Here is a 25,603-nt window from a genome sequence, read left to right on the forward strand (position 1 = left end):
GGAGTAATCATGGATATATTCAATTTAAATGGGCACCCACACGTCGAACTGTGTGATTTGCTAAAAATTGAAGGCTGGGCGGAAAGCGGTGCAATGGCAAAAGCCATGATTGCAGATGGCTTAGTTGAAGTTGATGGTGTGGTCGAAACACGTAAACGCTGTAAAATTGTCGCGGGTAAAATCGTTTCAATGGGCAGCCAAAAAATTAAAGTTGTAGAATAATACATTTAGGTAAGCTGAAAAATTTCAGCTTACCTCTCTTTGCATAATAAATAACCACCTCCCTTTCCCCCTTTGTTCAAAATAATCCGATTTATTGTAAAACGACCAAAGCTCTTTTGAGGTTTTAGAAGATTTTTTCTTTAGCCATATTTAGTGTATTAAACATTCAAATAACCAAGCATATTGATAATTTAACTTATTGGTTTACAAAAACAAAAAGCTTCAGCAATTACTTCAGCTTTGTCATAAGACAGATAAAAAACACTCAGTTCCTCCCCTTAAAAAATTTAACTTAGCTCTCATTTTTTGTATTTCGTACCTTAGCAACATAGACAAGACTAAACGATTCAGCTAACCTTGTTAACGATAACATGATTAACAAACAATCAGATCCGCTTGCAAGTCTTCTGGCTGATCCGGCAATAAATAATAATCAGGAGAAATTATGTTTAACTTACCAATAAGCGATATCCACCTTGCAGCTGCTGCATCTGATAAAAAAAATGCAATAGAACAAGTCGCTAAGGCTCTCGAAAATGCAGGTTATGCAAAAAGCGGTTACGCACAAGGAATGCTTAACCGAGAAACCCAAGCTCCCACCTTTTTGGGAAATGGTATCGCAATCCCACACGGGACAACGCAGACACGGGACCAAGTGTTGAAAACAGGTTTTGCTGTTTTCCAATTCCCTAATGGTATTGACTGGGGTGATAACCAAACTGCTTATATTGTTATTGGCATTGCGGCTCAATCCAATGAACATCTCGAATTACTTCGCCAGTTAACCCACATTATCAGTGATGAGCACACAGCTGACGCGATGGCCAAAGCTGACACCCCTGAAGCCTTAAAGCAACTTCTAATGGGTGAACGCCAAACTCAACCAGTGAAACTTGATGACTCAATGGTCACTGTTAGTGCTCAAGTTGATAATATAAACACATTAAAAATACAAAATATTATTAACTTACAAAACGCTCAAGCTGTTAGTACCGACTTTATTACCCAAGTTCTCACCCAAACACCTTCGTATTTAGGTCAAGGTATTTGGTTAAGTGATAGCCCTATTGGAAATATTCAGAATGCGATTGCGATAACGACCGTAAAAAAACCATTTAGCTTTCAAGGTAACCCAGTCAATGCCCTAATCACTCTCTCTTACGCTAATTATCAGATAGAAACTTTTTTACTTAAAATAAATAATTTATTGAAAAATAAAGAATTAAATCTAATTAACAACACTGATAACGTTAACAATCTAATTAATTTATTGCGTAGTGAAGATTCACACACGGAAAGTGAATCATCAAGTACATCCGGAATCACTCAGGACTTCACCGTTCTTAATCCACATGGGCTACATACGCGCCCGAGCACCCAGTTAGTCACCACCATTAAGCAGTTCGAAAGCACTATTACTGTGAGTAATCTTGATGGTACTGCGACTCCCGTAAATGGTCGCAGCTTAATGAAAATCGTCAGTTTAGGCGCTAAATGTGGGCACCGTTTACGAATTCACGCAGAAGGTACAGATGCACAAGAAGCTATCGTTACCATTGGCGAGGCAATTAACTCAGGACTTGGAGAAGAAATCGCATGAGCAGAAGAGTCGCAACTATCACGTTAAACCCCGCCTATGATTTAGTTGGGCTTTTACCTGATATTCATAGAGGTGATGTGAATTTAGTCAAAACTGCTGGGCTTCATGCCGCTGGAAAAGGCATAAATGTGGCCAAAGTACTTAAAAACTTAGGAATTGATGTCACTGTTGGTGGTTTTTTAGGTAAAGAAAACCAAGATGGTTTCCAAAAAGCGTTCAGCGAAACAGGAATTGCTAACCGCTTTCAGGTTGTCGAAGGCCGCACCCGTATCAATGTAAAACTGACAGAGCACACCGGTGCAGTTACCGATTTTAATTTTTCAGGCTTCAGTGTCACTAAAGCGGATTGGCAACGTTTCGTCACCGACTCACTCAGCTGGGCGGGTCAGTTTGATATGATTTGCGTCAGTGGAAGTTTACCTCAAGGCGTTGATTTAAAAGATTTTACTCAATGGATGTTACGCCTTAGAGAACAATGCATGTGTGTCATTTTTGATAGTAGCCGTGAAGCTTTTGTTGCTGGACTCAAAGCTTCTCCTTGGTTAGTAAAACCGAATCATCGTGAACTTGAAATTTGGGCAGGAAAACCTCTTCCCACTCATCAAGATATTGTTGATGCCGCAAATCAACTTCGCGAACAAGGTATTGCCCATGTGGTGGTTTCTTTAGGCGAAAAAGGTGCCATGTGGGTCAATTCATCAGGCGCTTGGTTTGCTAAACCACCTGAATGTGACGTTATCAGCACCGTTGGCGCAGGGGACTCAATGGTAGGAGGGTTAATTTACGGGCTAATGATGAGGCAGACAAGTGAGCACACACTACGCTTAGCTACTGCTATTTCTGCACTTGCAGTCTCCCAACCCAATGTCGGTATCACAGACCGAGCGCAACTTGCACATATGATGACAAAGGTTGACTTACAACCGTTTACGGCTCAATGAGGATGAAAAACATGAAAATATTAATCGCTCCAAGCCACCAGCAAGGCCCTGCTATTTGCTGGCTAGCCATCGATGCCTTAAAGAATGTATCTGCCTTACAAAATATCACCTTCACTGAACAGCTTACTGATGCTGATATTGTGATTTGTTTTGACACTCAGTTGCCTGAAGATTTCAATTGTGCAGACAAAAAAATCTATTTCGGCCACCCCGATGTCGCTGTTAGGCAACCTGCTGAATTCCTGACATCAGCAATTAATGAAGCCACACTTTGTGAACAACAAATTGCCGAACCGCAGCACACAAAAACTTTCTCTATATTAGCCGTTACAGCTTGCCCTACAGGGGTTGCTCACACTTATATGTCCGCAGAAGCACTTGAAGCTGAAGCAAAAAAACGAGGCTGGAATATCAAAGTAGAAACCCGTGGTTCTGTAGGGGTTGGAAATGAAATTACACCAGAAGAAATTGCACAAGCTGATTTAGTCATTGTCGCTGCTGATATCGAAGTCAATGTGGATAAATTTGCGGGAAAGCCAATGTACCGCACCTCTACCAGTGCAGCATTGAAGAAAACAGCACAGGAATTAGATAGAGCGATAAAGGAGGCGAGTACATTTTCGCCACAAAATGGCAAAAACTCATCACAATCAAGCCAATCCAACGAAAAACGCGGAGTCTATAAGCACTTACTCACAGGTGTGTCTTATATGCTCCCGATGGTTGTGGCAGGAGGATTGTGTACTGCACTTTCATTTGCTTTTGGTTTAGATGCATCCAATGTAGAAGGCTCTCTGGCCTGGGCGCTTAGCCTAATTGGTGGGCAAACAGCCCTTGCATTAATGGTGCCTGTACTATCGGGTTATATCGCCTATTCCATTGCTGACAGAACAGGGCTAACCCCAGGTTTAGTCGGTGGGGTACTTGCGACCACCTTAGGTGCAGGTTTTTTAGGCGGGATCATTTCCGGTTTCCTTGCGGGCTACAGTGCTCACTTTATTAGCACTCGATTAAAATTACCGCAAACAATGGAAGCGTTAAAACCGATTTTAATCGTGCCATTGATTTCGACTTTATTTACCGGTTTAGCCATGATCTATGTGATTGGTCACCCTGTAGCGTGGTTGATGGACTGGTTAACCAACTGGCTAAATACCATGGGAACCACCAATGCAGTGATCTTAGGTGCAATATTGGGTGCCATGATGTGTACGGATATGGGAGGTCCGGTCAACAAAGCTGCTTACGCCTTTGGTGTCGGCCTATTAAGTTCACAAACCTACGCACCAATGGCAGCGATTATGGCTGCAGGTATGGTGCCGCCACTGGCAATGGGGATTGCCACATTAATAGCGAGACATAAATTTGTTCCCGCTGAACGCGAAGCAGGTAAAGCCTCTTTTGTTCTCGGTTTATGTTTTATTTCAGAAGGTGCTATTCCGTTTGCCGCCAAAGACCCTATCCGTGTTCTTCCTGTTTGTATCATTGGTGGTGCAATAACTGGGGCGCTATCCATGTACTTTGGTATTCAGTTGATGGCACCTCACGGTGGTTTATTTGTGCTGTTAATACCCGGAGCTATTAATCATGTATTGATGTATTTATTCGCGATAGTAGCTGGTACGGTGGTTTCTGGTGTGCTTTATGCCATTGTCAAAAAAGCAACCCCAAAAGAAGCTCAACAAGAAATGGCAAGTATCGCTTAATCACCAGATTTAAGTTCCATTCCTAGTCCCTGTTGGTAGTCTTATTCCCCCCTTAACTGGGGGGCTTTTATTTCACACTAAAAATAAAAAACGGTTAGATATCAATACATAACCGTTTAAATATGCAGAATTTTTTAAGTCCATCAGTACTCGAAAGGATAACTTGGGGAGCATACAAAAGTATGTGACCCAAGTAGCCAAGTGATGGCAACACCGCCACAGCACGAAATATGACGCGTATTATTTGCGACGCCACGTAGTACCAGTAGCCCCATCCTCAAGCACAACCCCCATAGCTGTCAGCTCATCACGAGCCGCATCTGCTTGCGCCCAATCTTTATTTTGACGCGCATCTAGGCGTTGTTGAATTAATGCCTCGATTTTTGCCACTTCTGCATCATCTTCAGTCTGTGCGCCGCCTTTTAAGAAACTTTCTGGGTCTTGTTCTAACAAACCAAGAACGCTAGCCAGTTCACGAAGTTGTGCCGCCATCGCATTGGCCGCTGATATATCTTCTGATTTCAGACGGTTAACTTCACGTACCATGTCAAACAACACGGAATAAGCTTCTGGTGTGTTAAAGTCGTCATTCATCGCCTCAATGAAACGTGCTTTAAATTCATCACCACCAGCAGGAACTGCCGATTTATCGGTACCGCGCAATGCCGTATACATACGCTCAAGCGCAGTGCGCGCCTGTTTCAAGTTTTCTTCTGTGTAGTTAAGTTGGCTACGATAATGGCCTGATAACAGAAAATAACGCACTGTTTCTGCATCGTAATACTCAAGTACGTCACGAATAGTGAAGAAATTATTGAGAGACTTAGACATTTTCTCTCTATCAACCATGACCATACCGGAGTGCATCCAGTAATTCACATAAGGGCCATCATGAGCACAGGTAGATTGTGCGATTTCATTTTCATGGTGTGGAAACATTAAATCTGAGCCGCCACCGTGAATATCAAAATGGTTGCCTAATGTTTTACTGTTCATTGCCGAACATTCAATGTGCCAACCTGGACGACCTAAGCCCCATGGGGATTCCCAGCTTGGTTCACCTTCTTTAGACATTTTCCACAAGACGAAGTCCATTGGATTACGCTTTACATCAGCCACTTCGACGCGAGCACCTGCTTGCAACTGCTCTAAATCTTGACGGGATAACAGGCCATAATTTGGGTCGGTTTTCACCTCAAACATGACATCGCCATTCGCAGCAACATAAGCATGTCCACGCTCAATCAAGCTTTGGGTTAATTCAATGATTTCACCAATATGACGCGTTGCGCGTGGTTCGCTATCAGGGCGCAAAATATTCAATGCATCAAAATCTTTATGCATTTCAGCCAACATACGTGTTGTTAGCTCTTCGACGCTTTCATTATTTTCTGCTGCACGTTTAATGATTTTATCGTCAATATCGGTGACGTTGCGCACATAATTTAAGTCGTAACCCAAATAACGTAAATAGCGGCTAATTGCATCAAATGCCACAAATGTACGGCCGTGGCCGATATGACACAAGTCGTAGATAGTGATGCCACACACATACATCCCAATCTTCCCTGCGTGGATGGGCTTAAACTCTTCTTTTTGACGACTTAGTGTATTAAAAATTTGTAGCATCTGAACTTTTCCATTTATTTGAAAAATGATTATCGATTTCTACCGATAAAATATCATGTTATTGAACCCCGATCACCTTAAGAATGCAAGGGTTTACCCCGCTTCCTTTTCAGTTTATTCATTAGGTTTAATACACACCTATTATGCTATAAACTACCCGCTAAGCTTCCTTCCGCTTCAAGTCAGGTTTTATCTGTGATATAAACGTGCTGATCTCAACGCTTTCGCAAGTTAGCGCACAAAAAACAATTATTCAGGATAGCTATTATGGTTACATTTCATACCAATCACGGTGATATTGTTATCAAAACGTTTGACGATAAAGCCCCCGTTACAGTCGAAAACTTTTTAACTTACTGCCGTGAAGGTTTTTACAATAATACCATTTTCCATCGTGTTATTAATGGTTTCATGATCCAAGGCGGTGGTTTTGAGCCAGGCATGGAACAAAAAAACACTAAAGCACCTATCAAAAACGAAGCTAACAACGGTTTAAAAAACAGCCGTGGTACCTTAGCAATGGCTCGTACTAACGACCCTCATTCAGCAACAGCACAGTTCTTTATCAACGTTGCTGACAACGACTTCTTAAACTTCCGTTCAGAACGTCCAGATGGCTGGGGTTACTGTGTATTTGCTGAAGTGGTTGAAGGTATGGACGTTGTTGACAAAATCAAAGGTGTCTCAACTGGCCGTAGCGGTTTCCACCAAGACGTTCCACGTGAAGACGTTATCATTGAAAAAGTGACTGTCAGCGAGTAAACCTGACGCATGTCCACTTACATCATTGCAGATTTGCATTTAAGTGAAGATGAACCGGCGATCACCGCCGGTTTTATCAACTTTATTCAACAGCAAGCCATCCATGCCGAAAGCCTGTATATTCTCGGCGATTTTTTCAATTATTGGGTGGGCGATGATGACAACAACCCGCTACATCAACAAGTTGCCAACGAACTAAAACAGCTTACAGATCGCGGAATACCCTGTTATTTCATTCATGGAAATCGGGATTTTTTAATCGGTAAACGCTATGCGAAACAGTGTGGCATGACCCTATTACCGCAAGAAACATTGCTCGAACTTTATGGTAAACGTATTTTAATTTTGCATGGTGATACATTATGTATAGACGATGCCGCCTATCAAAACTACCGTAAAAAAGTTCACACACCTTGGGTCCAACGGCTGTTTCTGCTACTCCCCCTCTTTGTGCGTCGCCGTATCGCGCAAAAAATGCGACAAAATAGCCAATATGCAAGCAGCATGAAAGCCGAGTCGATTATGGACGTCAATTCGCAAGCCGTTATTGATGCATTACAAAGGCACCAAGCGCAATGGATGATCCATGGCCATACTCACCGCCCTGCTATTCATGAGGTGAATATCGGTGGTGAATTGCATTATCGGGGTGTATTAGGTGCATGGCACTATGAAGGTTCTGCTTTTGTCATTAGCGAGCAAGGCATTGAACTGATTTTCTTTCCATTCGAGTAATTTTAATTAGCCCCAGAATTTCTCATCGCATACACGACTCGTTTGCTTAATTATTAATCACGCAAACGTTTTCCTGACTGCATTCCCGTGATATGATCACCTTAATTCAATTTCCCCATCTTAGGGTCATGTTTTTTTCACTACAGGAAAGCACCAAATGACTGCCCAAGTTTCTGCTCAATCTGCGGCAAAAATCGCCATTGTTATGGGTTCGAAAAGTGATTGGACGACAATGCAGCACGCTGCTGATGTATTAAATGAACTCCAAATTCCTTTTCATGTCGAAATCGTCTCTGCGCACCGTACCCCGGATAAATTATTTTCCTTTGCTGAAAATGCGAAAAAAAATGGGGTTGATGTGATTATTGCAGGCGCTGGTGGTGCCGCTCATCTACCGGGTATGTTAGCTGCAAAAACCTTAGTACCTGTCTTTGGTGTACCAGTACAAAGCGCTGCTCTCAGTGGTGTCGACAGCCTATACTCCATCGTTCAAATGCCTAAAGGTATCCCTGTCGGCACACTAGCAATCGGTAAAGCAGGTGCAGCAAACGCAGCACTGTTAGCCGCTCAGGTATTAGCAATAAGTGATACTGCTATTTTCAACCGCCTTGCCGCGTGGCGTGAAGCACAAACCAATGATGTGCTAAACAACCCAGACCCGAGGGAAGCATAATGAAACCCGTTTGTGTGCTTGGTAATGGCCAACTAGGTCGCATGCTGCGTCAAGCGGGTGAGCCATTAGGTATCGCCGTTTTTCCTGTTGGGCTTGATGCAGAGCCGGAAGCCGTTCCTTATCAGCAAAGCGTCATCACCGCTGAAATTGAACGCTGGCCAGAAACACCTTTGACAAAAGAATTAGCTCGCCATAATGCCTTTATTAACCGTGATATTTTTCCACGTTTAGCGGATAGGTTCCCACAAAAAAGTTTATTTGATAGTTTGCAACTTTCCACTGCACCTTGGGCATTATTAGAATCCCCTGAACAATGGCCTGAATTATTTGCAACTTTAGGCGATTTCCTCATTGTAAAACGCAGAACTGGCGGCTACGACGGGCGTGGTCAATGGCGTGTTCGCCCTGGTGATGAAAAAGACTTACCCGCTGAAATTTACGGTGAATGTATCGTTGAACAAGGCATCCCTTTTGACGCGGAAGTGTCTGTCATTGGGGCCCGAAATGCAGAGGGGAAATCCGTTTTTTACCCAATTACTCATAATTTGCACCAAGAAGGTATTTTGCGAACGAGTGTAGCCTTCCCTAAGTCAACTAACCCGCAACAGGAACAAGCTCAAGCCATGCTCAGCGCGGTCATGGATGAGTTAGGTTATATTGGTGTGATGGCAATGGAATGCTTTGTCGTGGGCAATAACCTACTGATTAACGAAATTGCGCCTCGAGTACATAATAGCGGCCATTGGACACAAAATGGCGCATCCATTAGCCAATTTGAGTTACATCTACGTGCCATTTTAAACCTGCCAATGCCATCACCTGAAGTGTATAGCCCTGCTGTTATGGTCAATTTAATTGGTACGGATGTAAATATAAACTGGTTAAATTTCCCCCTAGTTCACCTTCACTGGTATGAAAAAGAGGTGCGCCCTGCTCGGAAAGTGGGCCATTTAAACCTTTCTCATCGCGACTGCAATCAATTGTCTGCAACACTTGCTGCTTTAGTTCCACTTTTACCAAATGAGTACAAAAGTGGCATTGAGTGGGCAAATGCAAAATTAGACTGGTACTCTCACCAATAAATAGGGAAAATAGCCCTATTCGATGCCCGAACCTATTTTCGGGCATTATGCTATTTACGCCGTCATCCAGAAAACAAATATCCTGATTTAAGGTGTGCGGCATTACTGGAGTCAATATGTCCTCGCAGCCTTTTAGTCCGTTTTATCAGTGGTGCATTCTTGTTCTATTAGGGCTGGTTTATTTTTTAGCCACTGCAACCACCTTTACATCTCTTGGTGTGGTTTTGCCTGAGATGATAAGTGAGCTCAAATGGAGTTGGAGTGAGGCTGGATTTGGTTTTACGCTACTGGGCTTAACTTGCGGGCTTGCGAGTTTTCTCCCTTCTCTACTGATCCGTAAAGTCGGTGTACGGGCCACTTTATTGCTAGGTACTAGTGTCTTTGTTGCGGGTTTTTATAGCCTTTATTCCACGCAAGCCATCAGCACCTATTTTTTAGGCACCGCATTAATTGGTATTGGTTTCACTTTACTCGCCACAGTTCCTGGGACTTACGTACTTTCACGGCTATTTGAAAAGCAATCCCTTGCCTTTGGGTTATATTTCACCATCGGGGGTTTGGGAGGCGTTGCAGGCCCTTGGATTTACTTTTACGCCTCAAACCAGTTAGGCTCTTGGCGTATGCATTGGGTTCTATGCGCCGTTTATCTGAGCATTGTCACGTTAATCACTATTTTTATGCTGCGTGAAGGTAAACAAGAACAAGAACACGCAAAAAAAGTGATGCAAAAACAAGTGAGTGATGCGAGTAAACCCATTTATCGCACTCCAGAAGTATGGACAGTCGGCAGAGCACTACGTACATGGCAGTTTTACTTAATTGCTGCAACTTATACCTCATTTTTATGGTGTGGTATTACCGTTAATAGCTTTGCTGTTGCCCATATTGAAGAGCGTGGTTTTGGCTTGACCGTGGCGGTTTCATTGTTAAGCACAATGGCATTTGTTAATGCATTCTCAAGGCTTATTGGTGGAGCCGCTGGGGAATGGCTAGAACCAAAGAAACTATTAATTGGTAGCCTAATTACCATGGTATTAGGTGTTATCTTCCTCAGTATTGCCACCTCATGGCTATGGCTAATCTTGTTTGTGTTATGCGTTGGCATTGGCTACGGCATGACTTTTTTGGCATCAAGTGTTTTGCTTTCAAATTATTTTGGCCGAGGCCCATACCTAGAACTATTCTCTGTGGTGAATTTAATTTCAACCGTTGCTTGTTTAGCGCCTTTTATTGCTGGTGCAATAAAAGATTTCACAGGGAGTTTCACCCCTGCATTTTTGATTATTGCTGCGCCTGTTGTCGTGATTTTAGGTCTTACCTTGATGATGAAGCCCCCTGCACTCAATCACAAATAAAAAATCCCGAGTGCTTAGCTCGGGAAAAATTAAAACCAAAGGGAAAACAAGTTTAAGACCAGATATTGGATCAAAACATACCGCTTATTTGTGCCATCGGAAAAATCAAAATGTGGCGCAAAATCAATTACGGTTTTAACAGCTCAGGAGCTTTTAATAAGATAAATTCGTTATCATCCGCTTTATTTGGTTCACGACTGGATGAGAACGGGTAGTTATTATCATTGCCAACAATAATGTGTTCACTATCAACTACATCAACGTTCTCTATGGTAAAGAATGGGAAGGTAAACACCCCGTCATTTAAGGGTTTTCTTGCCATATTGTTCGGGTCTTTGATATTCATTAAATCAATATAAGCCTGCTTATTTACTGGTTTGCCTATATTGTTATCTGAAAATTCAATACGATAAACACGCTTGAATTTAGCTAAATTACTAAAACAATTTTCAGTATTACTGCTTCCCGCCGTGCAGGCTTTATCTGCTGTACCTTCACCATTATCACGCTCAATGATTAGGCCGTGAGTATCATCAATAAGATTAAAATCACCAATGGCGTTTTGGTTATCTTCAAAGACATATAACCAACTTCTGCCAGTCCAATCTTGTTTTTTTACATCAAATTCAAGAATACGTGCTGCATGTTTGCCATCAACATTTTCATAATCTTGTTTGTCATCAAGCCAAATCGCCCCTTCTAGCATTGGATAGAGCTTAGAACCGTCTGGCGATGATGCCATACCTTCAAAACCTTTCGAACGGTTGACTTGGAAAGTGACTTTATCTGTGGGTTTACCTGGTGTGGTGATTTGGTAGTGGTCAGGAGAAACGACTTTCTTTCCATCTACTTGCGTTTCAAATAAGGCTAATACCTTACCATCCAAATCCATTTTGATTAAGTAAGGACCAAACTCATCACCAACCCATAAAGCACCATCCGCAAATTGAAAGCTTTCAGGATCAAAATCACTGCCTGTTAAATAGCGTTCTTTAGTACTTTCATTCGTAATATGAAAAGGGATAATTTTATCGGGATCATGGAAGAAAACCGTTTTTAATGGTGTCGTATTACCCGTTTGAAAATCAATGTCATATTGAGTGACATACAACATAGAGTCAGGAGAGTTTACTTTGTTGCCAAATCCATTATCAGTTAAAACCCAGTAAGTACCATCCGCCATGCGTTTGATACCCGAGTGCCCTTGACGTGGTTGGCCTTTAATTGGAATGTGCATTCCCGTTGGGCGATCTGCAGATTTACCTTCCACTTTCCCTAAACTATCTACACGAGCGCCTGTGGTAAATTTACCACTCACTTGCATGTCTGAAGGTGCATTTTCAGGTGTAGCGACAGTGGAATTAACCGGAAGAATGGAGTGACCCGCTAATGTAGCTGGCACTTCTTGTTGAGCAAACCCAGTGATGCTAAATGAAATTAAACTAGCCAATAAAGATAACGAGCCCAGTTTACGTTTAATAGAATAGTTATTCTGCATTGTTATGTTTCCATTTTAAGGCTATCAATAATTGATGGCGGAATCATAACGTTGATGAATGAAGCTTTTATGAAGGATTGGAGACAGTTATTTTACTGAAAAACAGGTTGTTTTTAGAATATTCAATAAATAGGGGTATCAAGGTATTCCCCTAATACCACATACTCTAAATAATTCGAGTTGCAGCTAGGCGACAAGTGAAGATAGACCGATGAGCATACAAAAGTCTATGATCCGGCTATCTGAACGCAGTCAACACCCATACGGCTTGAAATATAACGAGTATATACTCTAAATAATTCGAGTTACAGCTAGGCGACAAGCGAAGATAGACCGATGTGCATACATAAGTCTATGATCCGTCTATCTGAACGCAGTCAACAACGCTGCAACTCGAAGTATGACGAGTATTTAACTATTAGGTAAACGACGGTGCTGATTACCCGTCCCTAATAAACGCAGTCCTAACCACCCACCGCAAATAGACAATAAAATTGCCGCGCACAAAGGCAATAATACCCACATACGCCATTCAGGTTGCCATGGGAAATCAAACACTTTACTTTGCAACAGCCACAATGCAATTTCTGCTCCAAAAGCTGCGGCAAGCCCAGCCATTAAGCCAAGTAATGCAAATTCGCTCCATAGCGTTCTACGCATTAATTTTTTGCTAGCGCCTAATGTTCGATATACCACAAGCTCCCGCTCTCGCTGGCTCATCCCCACTTGAATTTGAGCCAATAATAGCAATAACCCACAGAAAATAACCAGTACCACCATAACTTCAAGAGCTTGGCTAACTTGCTGAAGAATTTGCTGAATTTGGGTAATAATTGCGCCAGTATCGAGCACATTAATTGTCGGGTAATGACGGCTAAGTTGCGTCAATAGCTGCCCATCACCGTCATAGTGGAAGCTGCTCAGCCAGGTGGCCGGCATTTGAGAAAGACTTTCTTCAGAGAAAATAAAATAGAAGTTCGGTCGCAGGCTCTCCCAATCAACCGTACGAATACTACTGACTGTTGCACTAAAGACCTGAGCCCCTGCGTTAAATGTTAGTTTATCGCCTAATTTCAATCCGAGCTCTTTGACAACCGTTTGTTCGATCGAAACTTCTCCCGCTTTCGGTGGCCATGTCCCTTCGTCAACCACATTAGCTGGCGCTAAATCAGATTGCCAAGTTAAGCTCAATTCACGTCGCACCGTATTATTATTTGGATCACGTTGATCTGCCCATTCAATCGCTGACTGGTCATTAATATCGGTTAAGCGCGCTAACACCACAGGGTTGAACTCTGTTGGCTTGACATCAAACTCAGCCAATAACTTGGTAACAGGTTCAAGCTGTGACTGGTTCATATTAATTAAGAAATAGTTCGGGCTATCTGCGGGTAACTGTTGCTGCCAGCGATCAAGCAAATCACCACGTACTAAAATTAGCAGCGCCAATAACATAAATGATAGCGAAAATGCACTCATTTGTGTGATGGTTTGTAACGGCTGGCGCAATAGGCGACTAACGGATAAACGCAAACTTAATTGACGAAACTTAATATGACGTAGCCCCCATAAGCCTACCCAACCAATCAGCGCAAGTAGAATGGCCACCACGACAATACCCGCTAAAATTGACCATAACAGAGGGTTTACGCCAGCAAAAATAAATAACCCACCAACCACAATTAAAATAACAATTGGCAGATAATAATACAGCGGCCAAACGGGTGATTTGGCATCTTCACGTAATACCCTTGAAGGCTGGGTTGCCATCAGTTGGTAATAAGGGCGACTGCCAACAATAATAGCAATAATGAATAATGTACCGATTGCCCAAACCCAAGGCATTAAACTCGCAGGTGGCAATTCCTTCGGCAACATAGCCCCTAAGATTTGCATTAAAATGCCTTCAAAAGCCAAACCTAATAATGAGCCGAGTAAAGCCGCAGCGATTAAAATCACTAACCACTGCCCAATAATCCACTGACGTAATGCGCTACGCCCTGCTCCTAGAGTTTTTAATACTGCGATTAGTTGATGACGGCTGCGGCAATAATGCGTCATTGAAACCACGACCGCAGCAATGGCTAGCAACAGTGTTAATAACACTGATAGCAATAAAAATTGTTGAGCACGTTGAAACGTTTTCCCTACTGCGCCGTTATCTTCGCTTAATGTATACCAACGTTGATCATTTCGCAGATCTTGCTCATATTTTTGTTGAAATGCATCAATCAGCTGACGATCACCGGCAAACATGTCGCGATACGTTAATCGGCTGCCTACTTGAATAGCCCCCGTTAGTGGCGCATCTTCAATCGCTATTAATACTCTTGGAGCAATCTGGAACGGGTTAAATCCGCTGTCGGGCTCTTGGATTAATTTACCCGAGACTTTTAGCGTTGCATCTCCGATATCAATGTTATCCCCTACATTGAGGTTCAATAATTCTAATAGCCGCGGAGCGACTAATATTTCCCCTTTTGTCGGGCTTAACCCAGCGGGTTCAGTGATAAGCTCGCCATATAATGGATATGCCTTATCTGCAGCTTTCACTAACACCAATTGTGGCCGAGCGTCTTCATCTTCTGTCGCATAAGCCATGGTAGAAAATGATATTTGTTGGCTGAGCGCTAAGCCCTCTTTTTGGGCTTCTTGTAACCATATAGGGTCGCTTGGATGAGAAGAGCGTAAAACTAAATCCCCCGCTAACAACTCACGGCTTTGGTAGCTCATGCTATTTTCAATGCGATCGCTAATTCGCCCTAAAGCCAATACACAGGCAACTGCAAGAGTAAGCGCAAGCCAAACAATCAATAACGAGGGTGTTTTCCATTCACGCCAAAACCAACGCCAAATCATGCTTCTTCCCTCAACTGCCCATCAACCAAACGCAAACGACGTTGGCAACGCGCAGCTAGCTCGTTATCGTGAGTAACCAAAATCAAGGTTGTTCCATGCTCTTTGTTCATCGCAAATAATAAATCTGCAATTTTATCCCCTGTATGACGATCGAGGTTACCCGTTGGTTCATCAGCAAATAAAATCTGAGGGCGGCCATTAAAAGCTCGAGCAAGTGCAACGCGTTGTTGTTCCCCCCCTGACAACTGTGGTGGCATGTGTTTTAAGCGATCTTTTAAGCCTAAATCAGTCAGTAAACTCGCCGCGTGTTGATAACTTTCAGACTCAGATTCGCCACGTAGCAAAGAAGGAAGTTGCACATTTTCAATGGCATTTAAGGTTGGGATTAACATAAAAGATTGGAACACAAAACCGACACTTTGTGCCCGTAAACGTGCCCGTTGCTCTTCATCCATTTTAGTGAGGTCTTGGCCTAATAAATTAACCGTTCCACTGGAGCCGTCATCCAACCCCGCGATAATCCCTAACAAGGTTGATTTCCCCGAACCAGACTCCCCAATTAAAGCAATTGTTTGCCCGGACTCGACAATTAGCTCAACACCTTGCAATATAGTCAGTTCATGTTCACCTTGGCCAACACGTTTAATGAGATGATGAACTTCAAGAATATTATTCGCCGACATATATTGGTATTTCTCCTGTTACTGACTGCAAGTGGGCACGCACTTGCGTCAACTAAGCTATTAATCTTAGGTGATAGCCTAAGTGCAGGCTACCGTCTACCGGCTGAGCAGGCTTGGGCCTCTTTGCTTGCCGAACGTTGGCAGAAACTTTCCCCACCCGTTGCTATTATTAACGGTAGTATTAGTGGGAATACCTCTGCGCAGGGGTTAGAACGCCTTTCCATGTTACTCGAACAAAACAAACCTAACTGGGTATTGATTGAGTTAGGTGCAAATGACGGCTTACAAGGTCTCCCAGTAGAACAACTTGAAGCTAATTTACAACAGATTATTAAGCAAATCGTGCAATCCGGTGCGAAACCGCTCTTAATGCAAATTCGTATTCCACCTAACTATGGAAAACGTTATACGACAAGTTTCGAAAAAGTCTATCCGAAATTGGCGCAAAGTAATCAAATTCCATTACTGCCATTTTATATGGAAACCGTGATAACTAAGCCTGAATGGATACAACAAGACGGTATTCACCCGACGGTTGAAGCCCAGCCATCCATTGCTGATTTTATGGAAAAACAACTTTCTGAACATATTTTACCGTCTAGTCAATAAAACAGACGTTAAACAAGGGGATTAAAACGCTCTTTTATACCCGAAATAGATTCAGTTGCATGAAACCAAGGTAAAGTTATGCAAACATCAGCACGAAACAAAAAATCAGTCCTAGTCACAGGTGCTTCAAGCGGTATTGGCTTTTGTGCTGCACAAACACTTCGCCAGCGTGGCTACCATGTTATTGTTGCCTGCCGTAAAGAAAGTGATATTTTGCGCCTGAAAGAACAGGGTTATGACACCGTCTCCCTTGACCTCGATGATAAAGATAGCATAGAAACAGCGGCTCAAACGGTGCTAACACTCTGTAATCATCGCCTTTACGGGTTATTCAACAACGCCGGTTTTGGGGTGTATGGGCCATTAAATAGCGTCAGCCGCGAGCAACTCGAAGCACAATTTTCCACTAATTTTTTTGGTGTTCACCAGTTAACTTTTTTGCTATTACCCGCCATGAGCGCGCACCATGAAGGCCGAATTATCCAAACCAGTTCGGTAATGGGGGTGATTTCAACCCCCGGCCGTGGCGCTTATGCAGCCAGTAAATACGCACTGGAAGCATGGTCTGATGCCTTACGCCTAGAGTTGGCAGGAACGGGGGTAAAAGTAAGCTTAATTGAGCCCGGCCCTATTCATACAGCATTTACTCAAAATGTTGAACAAACTCAAAAAGATAAGCCTGTTAAAAACCCAGGTATTGCCTCACGTTTTACCTTAACACCGGAACATGTGGTAGAAAAATTGATCCATGCGTTAGAAAGCCCGCGCCCAAAAGTACGCTATTCTGTCACGTTATTAACTGTCGCTGTGCGTATCTTAAAGCGTATTTTACCTGACAAAATAATGGATAAAATACTGGCAAATCAGGGGGAAAAAGCTTGAAAAAAGCAAAATCAGCCCCATTTTATTACCATCGCCCAAAAATTCTATTGATAACAAATTCAAAAGAGACTTCTTATGTTTGCTAACGCTCAGATAATTGATATTAACGAAACCAACCTACACCAAGTCATTGAACAATCAATGAACTTACCTGTCATGTTTTACTTTTGGTCACCGCGTAGCCCTCATTGCCAAGATTTCGGTACTATGTTGGAAAAAATTGCCAACGACTACGCAGGGTCATTTATTTTAGCTAAAGTTAATTGTGATGAAGAACAAATGATCGCCAGTCAGTTTGGCTTAAAAGCGATCCCTACCCTGTATGTGTTGCAAAATGGTCGTCCTGTTGATGGCTTTGAAGGGCCACAACCCGAAGAGGTCGTACTGGAAATTTTATCTCGCGTGCTGCCAAGCCCAGAAGAAATGAAAGCAGCACAAGCCGCTGAATTAATAGCAGAAGGTAAAACACAAGAAGCGCTACCATTGTTAAAAGAAGCGCATCAGCTGAACCCAAAAAATAGCGAAATCACATTATTGTTGGCAGAAACCCAAATCGGTTTAAATCTTGTTGATGACGCACAAGCTACCTTAGAAGCAGTCCCATTACAGGATAAAGACAGCCGCTACCAAGGTTTAATCGCACAAATTGAATTATTAAAACAAGCTGCGGACACCCCTGAAATTCAGCAATTGCAAGATGAATTCAATCAAGATCCGCAAAATACAACGTTAGCTGTTCAATTAGCCCTAAAACTGCATGAAGTGAACCGCAACGAAGAAGCGCTGGAAATGTTATTCGGCTTTTTACGTACCGACTTGGGTGCAGGTGACGGCGCAGTGAGAAAAACTATGATGGACATTATGTCTGCCATGGGAACCGGTGATGCCATTGCCAGTAAATACCGTCGCCAAGTATATTCATTACTTTACTAATTAAGGGTTAAATATGGACTTGTTCGCCTTTGGTGCAATACCGATTATCATTTTTGTCGCTGTCGTTATTGTTTTTACCTGTGTTAAAACAGTACCGCAAGGCTTTCAATGGACAGTTGAGCGCTTCGGTCGCTATACCCGTACGTTACAACCAGGCTTGCATATTATTGTGCCATTTATGGACAAAATTGGCCGTCGTATCAATATGATGGAACAAGTCCTTGATATCCCATCCCAAGAAGTTATTTCTCGCGATAATGCCAACGTCACTATTGATGCGGTCTGCTTTATTCAAGTCGTTGACCCAGTACGTGCGGCCTATGAAGTCAGCAACCTTGAGCTTTCCGTACTAAATTTAACCATGACGAATATTCGTACCGTATTAGGTTCCATGGAACTAGACGAAATGTTGTCGCAACGTGATTCCATTAATAGCCGTTTATTACACGTGGTGGATGAGGCAACTAACCCTTGGGGTGTCAAAATTACCCGTATCGAAATTCGTGATGTGAAGCCACCAAAAGAATTAATTAGTGCGATGAATGCGCAGATGAAAGCTGAACGTACCAAACGGGCTGATATTCTTGAGGCTGAAGGTATCCGCCAAGCAGCAATTTTAAAAGCTGAAGGTGAAAAACAGTCACAAATTCTCAAAGCTGAAGGTGAACGCCAATCCGCATTTTTACAAGCCGAAGCACGCGAAAGAGCTGCGGAAGCGGAAGCAAAAGCAACACAAATGGTATCTGAAGCGATTGCCGCTGGTGATATGCAGGCGATTAACTACTTTGTGGCGCAAAAATACACCGATGCACTGACCAGTATTGGTTCTGCCGAAAACAGCAAAGTCATCATGATGCCATTAGAAGCCAGTAACTTAATGGGCGCAATTGGTGGAATTACTGAGCTAATCGGTGAAAGCAAGAAAACCGGTGCCATAAAAAAACAGGTAAAAGAATGATAGAGCTTATCAGTGCTCAACCCGCATGGTTTTGGCTGTGTCTTGGTGGGCTATTGCTGATTGGTGAACTTCTTGGTACCGCAGGCTATCTTTTATGGTCGGGTATTGCTGCGGTGCTTGTTGGGGTTATCGTTTGGGCTCTGCCATTCATCGGTTGGGAGTGGCAAGGGATCTTGTTTGCCATTTTTACCGTTGTCTCTGCTGTGTTATGGCGCAACTGGTTGAGGAACAAGCAAAAAAATAAGGCAGATAACGTCAATCAAATCAGTCATCAACTGATTGGTGTGAAAGGCCGTTTGTTGTCAGATACCGAAGAAGGCTTTAGCCGAGTACGCCTTGCAGATGGTAGTTGGCGCGTGTATAGCGACACGCCATTAAGCGCCAACACAGAAGTGGTGGTCATCGCAGTAGACGGTATCACCTTGCAGGTTAAACCTTCTCATGATGACAACACCCACGTGCCAAGTGGTCAATAATCGGGCAATCTGCGCCATCATCCCCAGGGCATACGTCCACGAGCTCTTGTAATGTATCTCGAATGGCAGACAATTTAACGATTGTCTGCTCTATTTCATTTATCTTAGCTATCGTTGTCGTCTTTACATCAGCACTATGTCGGGTTGGGTTGCGAAATAAACCTAATAGTTCGCCACATTCATCCAAGGTAAAACCCACATCTTTTGCCTGTTTTAGCAACACGAGTTCGTTTAGATGGCACTCCTGATAATAACGGTAGCTATTTTCCCCTCTTTCAGGTGGTGTAATTAGCCCTTTGTCTTCATAAAAACGAATAGCTTTTGCAGTTAGCCCCGTTTTTTTGGCAATTTCACTAATATTCATAATTCCTCTTGACCTTAACCTTGCTGGAAGGTGTAACCTTTGTTCATTGTCGAATTATAGACCTAATTGTAGATAAAGTTATAGACCCAATACATCAAACGGGTTTTGGAGGCTGCAAAATGAGTAACATGATTATTTTAAAATTACAGGGGCTAAGCTGCATGCACTGTGTCGGCTCAGTCACTAAAGCGCTCGAAGGGCGCGGTGATGTCACTAACTTAAAAGTCACTATCGATTATGCCGTAATGGAAAGTGATGCCAATGTGGCTGACTTAATTAAAACCATCGTTGACGCAGGTTATGAAGCTGAAGTGGCTACAACCCCTGATATCGAGTTACAGCTTTCTGGCCTCAATTGTATGAAATGTGCGGGTAAAACACAAAAAGCACTCGAAGAGGTTGATGGCGTTGCAGCTGCCGTTGTCGATACCACCAGCGCCAAAGTATACGGCTCTGCTGATGCACAAGCGTTAATCGCCGCTGTTCAACAAGCGGGTTACAACGCAGAACTAGCTCAAACAAAAGCGATCACTTTAGCCCTTTCGGGTCTAAGTTGCATGAAATGTGCCGCTAAAACACAGCAAGCGCTAGAAGCAGTTGATGGTGTTGAAAGTGCAACTGTCGATACCCAAACCGCTGTTGTCCAAGGTACGGCATCCGCAGAATCCCTAATTGCTGCGGTTCAAGCCGCTGGCTACCAAGCAACTGTGGGTGAATCTCACCCAAAAACTGAGCCGCTGAGTACCACAACTGAACAGCCGGAAGCTGATTCAGCGGCAATCTGTGAGATCCCGGCACAAGAGTCTGATTTAGGTGAACAACCTGAAATTAGCCCAATGGATGACAGTGTGCAGTTACTGCTTGATGGCATGACCTGTGCCAGTTGTGTCAACAAAGTCCAAAAAGCCTTAAATAGCGTACCAGGCGTTGAAAATGCACGTGTCAACTTAGCTGAGCGCAGTGCTTTAGTCACCGGAACTGCTGAGCCGAATGATTTAATCGCCGCGGTTGTTAAAGCAGGTTATGGCGCGGAAATCATTCAAGATGAAGCTAAACGCCGAGAGCGCCAACAGGAGGTCGCGCAAGCCAATATGCGCCGCTTCCGCTGGCAATCAGCATTAGCACTTGCCCTTGGTATCCCTGTGATGGTGTGGGGGATGATGGGCGATAACATGGTGCTGACTGAGCAAAACCATACCATTTGGCTCACCATTGGTGTATTAACCCTTGCGGTCATGGTATTTGCAGGTGGGCACTTTTATCGAAATGCATGGCAAAGCCTAAAAAATGGCAGTGCGACCATGGACACCTTAGTCGCGCTAGGAACAGGGGCGGCTTGGCTCTATTCTATTGTAGTCAATATTTGGCCTGAATGGTTCCCAGACCAAGCCAGACACCTTTATTATGAAGCCAGTGCCATGATCATCGGTCTTATTAACCTAGGTCATGCCTTAGAACAACGAGCTCGCCAACGCTCATCCAAAGCCCTTGAACGCTTGCTAGACCTGACGCCGCCAACGGCCCGTGTTGTCACAGAACAAGGTGAAGTGGATATGCCGCTGGAGCAAGTCAAAAAAGGAATGGTTTTACGCTTAGCAACGGGTGACCGTGTCCCTGTTGATGGTGAAATTATCGAAGGCGAGGTTTGGTTAGACGAAGCCATGCTAACGGGTGAACCGATCCCTCAGCAAAAAAGCAAAGGGGATCAAGTCCATGCGGGAACTGTTGTACAAGATGGTACCGTACTATTTCGTGCCGCTGCTGTCGGCAGCCAAACGACTTTAGCGCGCATTATTCACCTTGTTCGCCAAGCACAAAGTAGTAAACCACAAATTGGCCAGCTTGCTGACCGTATTTCTGCTGTGTTTGTACCGGTCGTTGTGGCTATTGCCTTAATTTCAGGTGCAATTTGGTTCTTTATTGGGCCTGCACCACAAATTACTTACGCACTCGTTATTACCACAACGGTATTAATCATTGCGTGTCCTTGTGCGCTAGGCCTTGCAACGCCAATGTCGATTATTTCTGGCGTGGGCCGAGCGGCTGAGTTTGGCGTATTAGTGCGTGATGCGGATGCATTACAGCAAGCAAGTGAGTTAGACACCATTGTCTTTGATAAAACAGGTACATTGACTGAAGGTATGCCACAAGTTACGGATATCCATGTATTTAATGGGTTCGAACAAGACACCGCCTTACAGTTTGCCGCTTCATTAGAAAATGGTTCTAATCACCCACTGGCTCGCGCTGTTTTAAATCGCGCAAAAGGCTTAACACTGCCCGCTAATCAGCAGTTTAGAACCTTAGCAGGGTTAGGTATTAGTGCAATAATTGATGGAAAAACTATTTTATTAGGTAACCAAAAACTGTTAGCACAAAATAATGTTGATACCCGTGATATTGAAGAAACACTACACCAACAAGCCACTCAAGGTGTCACTCCCGTCTTACTGGCTGTTGATGGTAAAGTTGCCGCGCTGTTATCTATCCGTGACCCATTACGTGAAGACAGCATAAGTGCGCTGGCGCGGTTGCACAAACAAGGTTTCAGTTTAGTCATGTTAACCGGGGATAACCCAGTAACAGCTAACGCGATAGCCAAAGAAGCGGGTATTGATGAAGTGATTGCAGGCGTTATGCCAGACGGTAAATCCGCCGCAATTGAAGCCTTGCAAGCCAAAGGGCACAAAGTTGCAATGGTGGGTGATGGCATCAATGATGCCCCTGCTCTAGCCCGAGCTGACGTTGGTATTGCGATGGGTGGCGGCAGTGATATCGCGATTGAAACTGCATCCATTACCCTAATGCGCCAAAGCTTACATGGTGTTGCCGATGCGGTGTCTATTTCAAAAGGAACACTGCGTAATATGAAGCAAAACCTATTTGGTGCCTTTATTTATAATACGTTAGGTATCCCGATTGCCGCTGGTATTTTGTACCCAATAACGGGAACATTACTAAACCCTGTCGTTGCAGGTGCAGCAATGGCATTATCATCGATTACAGTAGTCAGTAACGCAAACCGTTTACTACGCTTTAAACCTGAAAAATAATAGCTTAAAGTGGGAGGAACTGATGTTCTTCCCACTTTTTAATGATTGATATTGTTCATCTCTAAACCTTCTCTCTACAACACTTCATTTTCATACTAATACTAAGTAAAAATTGTATTATCTTATATGTCATTAATATCAAGCTAAGTCTATACTAGTAAATAGTTAGTTATTTCATATTTGGAGAGCAAAATGCTTAATATTGATCGTGAAAAACTTGCCAAACTTGCGGGTGAAGAGTTTAAAAAACAACGTACATTTTTGGTGATATTATCCATTTTATTATTAGCGGGCGGAATTTTTTGTATCATCAACCCAATGATATCGGGTATCGCTGTCAGTACCGTACTGGGTGTGCTCCTGATTATTGGTGGCGTTGGCGCGATTGTGAGCATTCTAAGTACCGTGATCTATACCGGTTGGTCCCGACTGTTTGGTTTTATCATTGGTCTTATTTATATTATTGTCGGCTACTCTTTCATTAAAGACCCGTTGCAGAGCCTAGTCGCGTTGGCTATTTTAGTGGCGGCTTTATTTATCATCGGTGGGGTTATTCGGTTATATGTCGGCTTCCAACAAATTAGCTCAGCCGGCGGCTGGTTACAAATCATCATCGGGCTGTTAGATTTCTTCATTGCTTATTTACTCATCGGTAATGGCCCAATTACATCAATTACTTTACTGACAACCCTAATTGGCATCGAAATGGTGTTTAGTTCCTTTAGTTTATTCACGTTGCTCAGTGTATTTAAAGGTATTAGTAAAAATAATTAATCCTATCATGCCCCTTAATAGGGGCATTTTTTTACATTATTTCACCTCCACGATGACACCAATCGGCTAAAAAATGCGTAATCGACGATGAGCATTCGCAAATTGCGGTAAGATTGTTTACCCTAAGAAAATGAGAAATAACGCAGGAACGAAATCGTGGGTAACTTGTTTGAAAATTTAAAGAATTGGCTTCATACAGAAACTGCTCCGGTTTACCCTTACCCTGCTGTTGATATTCGGCTATCAAAAAAACTGAAATTGCACATTGTGGGTAGCATTCACATGGGAACAGAAACGATGTTTCCTTTGTCTGCCACATTATTAGACAAACTTAATCTCGCAGATGCCTTGATTGTTGAGGCGGATATCACTGAAACCCACTCTCCATTTCCTAGCGATGATATCGCTGAGCTTCTTCCTGTTGAACAGCGGCTAACTCGCGATGAATATCACCTTTTTCAACAATATTGTATAGAGCTCCGCCAATCCCCCGAGCGTTTTGATACCTTACCCTCATGGCAAATTGCCCTGATTTTGCAAGCGACCCAAGCCCAAGAACTCGGGCTAAGAGGCCACTATGGCATTGACTACCAACTTATCCGTAATGCGCAATCACAACTCAAACCAATTATTGAACTAGAGGGCACTGCCTCTCAAGTTGAATTGCTGCTTTCTTTGCCTAATAATGGGTTAGCGTTATTACAAGACTCGCTGAACCACTGGCGTGCAAACGCGCGCTCGCTACAAACGATGATAGGCTGGTGGTTAGACTACCAACCCAATAATCGTACCGCTTTACCTAATACCTTTAGCGAAGACATTTATCAGGTATTGATGAAGCAACGAAATGCGAATTGGAACGAGCAGCTTAGATCACTCCCTGATGGTAACTATGTGGTCGCCGTTGGTGCGTTACACCTGTTTGGTGAAAATAGTCTGGTAGAATATTTGCGAAACTAAGTTATAAATAGAAGGCTCAAAATGACCCCAGCCGTAAAATTACTCGAAAAACAAAAAATTTCCTTCACATTACACCCCTACGATCACGACCCAAATGAAAGTAACTTTGGTGATGAAGCAGTACGAAAACTTGGGTTAGATGCCAAGCAAGTGTTTAAAACCTTATTAGTCGCACTCAATGGCGATCAAAAAACATTAGCCGTGGCCGTAACACCTGTTTCAGGGCAACTAGATTTAAAACTGGTTGCTAAAGTGTTTAAAGTCAAAAAAGTTGAAATGGCAGACCCACAAATCGCTCAAAAAACAACGGGGTATTTGCTTGGGGGCATTAGTCCATTAGGTCAAAAAAAGCGCTTACCAACAGTCATTGACGACCAAGCTCAGCAATATGCCAGTATGTTCGTTTCAGGTGGAAAACGTGGTTTAGATATTGAACTTGCTCCTAACGATCTCGCCAAAGTACTGAATGCAACCTTCGCTGAAATACGTAAATGATATTAAACCCGTAACAGTCGCAGCGACGATTAAATGGTTATCGTCTCAAGAAGGTGGTAGGCAACAGCCGCCAGCAATTGGGACTTATTATGCTGTTGCTCGTTTCAGCCTCAAACCCGATGAATCTTGGAGTGTGATATTCCAGCTAGCGTTTCATTTACGCAATAGCCATCATCAACAAATAAGCCGAGGAACTGTGCGCTTTCTTGTTGAACATACACCTCATGAATATTTATTAAATTATCATTCATTTGATATTTATGAAGGCCCTCATTTAGTCGCTCATGTTTTTTGCTCTAAATAATGACGATAAAAAGCCCCACCGCGAGCGGTGAGGCTTTCAAGGTAATAATG

24 protein-coding genes are annotated in these 25,603 nt (G+C 43.1%); 19 read left to right on the plus strand and 5 right to left on the minus strand.

Annotated features, from left to right (window positions below; genetic code table 11):
- The first annotated feature begins 9 nt into the window (after nucleotides 1–9).
- From ybcJ to fruA, 4 genes are all read left to right on the plus strand, one after another.
- Nucleotides 10–222, plus strand: coding sequence for a ribosome-associated protein YbcJ (ybcJ, locus tag PR767_RS05980; RefSeq protein WP_004913522.1), 213 nt, complete (start codon nucleotides 10–12; stop codon nucleotides 220–222).
- Between the two features lie 445 nt (nucleotides 223–667).
- Nucleotides 668–1,822, plus strand: coding sequence for a fused PTS fructose transporter subunit IIA/HPr protein (fruB, locus tag PR767_RS05985; RefSeq protein WP_272520012.1), 1,155 nt, complete (start codon nucleotides 668–670; stop codon nucleotides 1,820–1,822).
- Nucleotides 1,819–2,763: a 1-phosphofructokinase gene (gene fruK / locus PR767_RS05990; protein WP_004913528.1), complete on the plus strand. Its 945-nt coding sequence runs from the start codon at nucleotides 1,819–1,821 to the stop codon at nucleotides 2,761–2,763. Before fruB ends, fruK begins: the two co-directional genes overlap by 4 nt.
- Nucleotides 2,764–2,774: 11 nt before the next feature.
- Complete coding sequence (fruA, locus tag PR767_RS05995; protein ID WP_004913531.1) at nucleotides 2,775–4,469, plus strand: PTS fructose transporter subunit IIBC; 1,695 nt, start codon at nucleotides 2,775–2,777, stop codon at nucleotides 4,467–4,469.
- A gap of 240 nt (nucleotides 4,470–4,709) precedes the next feature.
- Here the strand turns inward: fruA and cysS are convergent, their stop codons facing one another.
- A complete protein-coding gene (cysS, locus tag PR767_RS06000; RefSeq protein WP_109912078.1) occupies nucleotides 4,710–6,098 on the minus strand; it encodes a cysteine--tRNA ligase in 1,389 nt (462 codons plus the stop codon).
- 267 nt (nucleotides 6,099–6,365) lie between these two features.
- Here cysS and ppiB point away from each other — a divergent pair, with 267 nt between their 5' ends.
- The 5 genes from ppiB to PR767_RS06025 all read left to right on the plus strand — a co-directional run bounded on the left by ppiB (nucleotide 6,366) and on the right by PR767_RS06025 (nucleotide 10,705).
- Nucleotides 6,366–6,860 (plus strand): peptidylprolyl isomerase B, encoded by a 495-nt coding sequence (gene ppiB, locus PR767_RS06005; RefSeq protein WP_004913539.1) that lies wholly within the window; start codon nucleotides 6,366–6,368, stop codon nucleotides 6,858–6,860.
- A 9-nt stretch (nucleotides 6,861–6,869) separates the two neighbouring features.
- Nucleotides 6,870–7,595, plus strand: a complete 726-nt coding sequence (gene lpxH / locus PR767_RS06010) for a UDP-2,3-diacylglucosamine diphosphatase (RefSeq protein ID WP_110732201.1) — start codon at nucleotides 6,870–6,872, stop codon at nucleotides 7,593–7,595.
- Nucleotides 7,596–7,752: 157 nt separating this feature from the next.
- A complete protein-coding gene (purE, locus tag PR767_RS06015; protein WP_004913545.1) occupies nucleotides 7,753–8,268 on the plus strand; it encodes a 5-(carboxyamino)imidazole ribonucleotide mutase in 516 nt (171 codons plus the stop codon).
- Nucleotides 8,268–9,350 (plus strand): 5-(carboxyamino)imidazole ribonucleotide synthase, encoded by a 1,083-nt coding sequence (gene purK / locus PR767_RS06020; RefSeq protein ID WP_109912076.1) that lies wholly within the window; start codon nucleotides 8,268–8,270, stop codon nucleotides 9,348–9,350. The genes purE and purK overlap by 1 nt, the downstream gene beginning before the upstream one ends.
- Before the next feature lie 116 nt (nucleotides 9,351–9,466).
- The gene (locus tag PR767_RS06025) at nucleotides 9,467–10,705 is read left to right on the plus strand and encodes an MFS transporter (RefSeq protein WP_004913552.1); all 1,239 of its coding nucleotides are present in this window, start codon (nucleotides 9,467–9,469) and stop codon (nucleotides 10,703–10,705) included.
- A 127-nt stretch (nucleotides 10,706–10,832) separates the two neighbouring features.
- On the opposite strand, the gene PR767_RS06030 is transcribed toward PR767_RS06025, so the two are convergent.
- The 3 genes from PR767_RS06030 to ybbA all read right to left on the minus strand — a co-directional run bounded on the left by PR767_RS06030 (nucleotide 10,833) and on the right by ybbA (nucleotide 15,745).
- Entirely contained in the window at nucleotides 10,833–12,203 is a 1,371-nt protein-coding gene (locus tag PR767_RS06030) for an esterase-like activity of phytase family protein (protein ID WP_272520013.1), read from the minus strand.
- Between the two features lie 411 nt (nucleotides 12,204–12,614).
- A complete protein-coding gene (gene ybbP, locus PR767_RS06035) occupies nucleotides 12,615–15,062 on the minus strand; it encodes a putative ABC transporter permease subunit YbbP (protein WP_272520014.1) in 2,448 nt (815 codons plus the stop codon).
- Complete coding sequence (gene ybbA / locus PR767_RS06040) at nucleotides 15,059–15,745, minus strand: putative ABC transporter ATP-binding protein YbbA (protein WP_004913560.1); 687 nt, start codon at nucleotides 15,743–15,745, stop codon at nucleotides 15,059–15,061. The genes ybbP and ybbA overlap by 4 nt, the downstream gene beginning before the upstream one ends.
- Between ybbA and tesA the strand changes: the two genes are divergently transcribed.
- From tesA to PR767_RS06065, 5 genes are all read left to right on the plus strand, one after another.
- Nucleotides 15,713–16,354, plus strand: coding sequence for a multifunctional acyl-CoA thioesterase I/protease I/lysophospholipase L1 (gene tesA, locus PR767_RS06045; RefSeq protein ID WP_042851644.1), 642 nt, complete (start codon nucleotides 15,713–15,715; stop codon nucleotides 16,352–16,354). The genes ybbA and tesA overlap by 33 nt on opposite strands.
- Before the next feature lie 78 nt (nucleotides 16,355–16,432).
- On the plus strand, nucleotides 16,433–17,236 hold the full coding sequence (locus PR767_RS06050; protein WP_109912072.1) for an SDR family oxidoreductase: 804 nt from the start codon (nucleotides 16,433–16,435) through the stop codon (nucleotides 17,234–17,236).
- A 75-nt stretch (nucleotides 17,237–17,311) separates the two neighbouring features.
- Entirely contained in the window at nucleotides 17,312–18,169 is an 858-nt protein-coding gene (locus PR767_RS06055; protein WP_004913567.1) for a co-chaperone YbbN, read from the plus strand.
- A 13-nt stretch (nucleotides 18,170–18,182) separates the two neighbouring features.
- Nucleotides 18,183–19,127, plus strand: a complete 945-nt coding sequence (locus PR767_RS06060) for an SPFH domain-containing protein (RefSeq protein ID WP_109912071.1) — start codon at nucleotides 18,183–18,185, stop codon at nucleotides 19,125–19,127.
- Nucleotides 19,124–19,603 carry an NfeD family protein gene (locus PR767_RS06065; protein WP_004913573.1) on the plus strand — a complete coding sequence of 160 codons (480 nt, stop codon included), beginning with the start codon at nucleotides 19,124–19,126 and terminating at the stop codon, nucleotides 19,601–19,603. The genes PR767_RS06060 and PR767_RS06065 overlap by 4 nt, the downstream gene beginning before the upstream one ends.
- On the opposite strand, the gene cueR is transcribed toward PR767_RS06065, so the two are convergent.
- Nucleotides 19,557–19,967 (minus strand): Cu(I)-responsive transcriptional regulator, encoded by a 411-nt coding sequence (gene cueR, locus PR767_RS06070; protein ID WP_004913575.1) that lies wholly within the window; start codon nucleotides 19,965–19,967, stop codon nucleotides 19,557–19,559. The genes PR767_RS06065 and cueR overlap by 47 nt on opposite strands.
- 119 nt (nucleotides 19,968–20,086) lie before the next feature.
- On the opposite strand from cueR, the gene copA reads away from it, so the two are divergent.
- The 5 genes from copA (at nucleotide 20,087) to PR767_RS06095 (ending at nucleotide 25,553) form a co-directional block, all read left to right on the plus strand.
- A complete protein-coding gene (gene copA / locus PR767_RS06075; protein WP_272520015.1) occupies nucleotides 20,087–23,020 on the plus strand; it encodes a copper-exporting P-type ATPase CopA in 2,934 nt (977 codons plus the stop codon).
- Between the two features lie 192 nt (nucleotides 23,021–23,212).
- Nucleotides 23,213–23,794 (plus strand): HdeD family acid-resistance protein, encoded by a 582-nt coding sequence (locus tag PR767_RS06080; RefSeq protein WP_004913580.1) that lies wholly within the window; start codon nucleotides 23,213–23,215, stop codon nucleotides 23,792–23,794.
- A gap of 156 nt (nucleotides 23,795–23,950) precedes the next feature.
- On the plus strand, nucleotides 23,951–24,754 hold the full coding sequence (locus PR767_RS06085) for a TraB/GumN family protein (protein WP_123382360.1): 804 nt from the start codon (nucleotides 23,951–23,953) through the stop codon (nucleotides 24,752–24,754).
- A 21-nt stretch (nucleotides 24,755–24,775) separates the two neighbouring features.
- On the plus strand, nucleotides 24,776–25,249 hold the full coding sequence (ybaK, locus tag PR767_RS06090) for a Cys-tRNA(Pro)/Cys-tRNA(Cys) deacylase YbaK (protein WP_004913586.1): 474 nt from the start codon (nucleotides 24,776–24,778) through the stop codon (nucleotides 25,247–25,249).
- A complete protein-coding gene (locus PR767_RS06095; RefSeq protein ID WP_272520016.1) occupies nucleotides 25,221–25,553 on the plus strand; it encodes a hypothetical protein in 333 nt (110 codons plus the stop codon). The genes ybaK and PR767_RS06095 overlap by 29 nt, the downstream gene beginning before the upstream one ends.
- Nucleotides 25,554–25,603: the final 50 nt, after the last annotated feature.

The organism is Providencia sp. PROV223 (assembly GCF_028479245.1).
Taxonomy (GTDB): domain Bacteria; phylum Pseudomonadota; class Gammaproteobacteria; order Enterobacterales; family Enterobacteriaceae; genus Providencia; species Providencia rettgeri.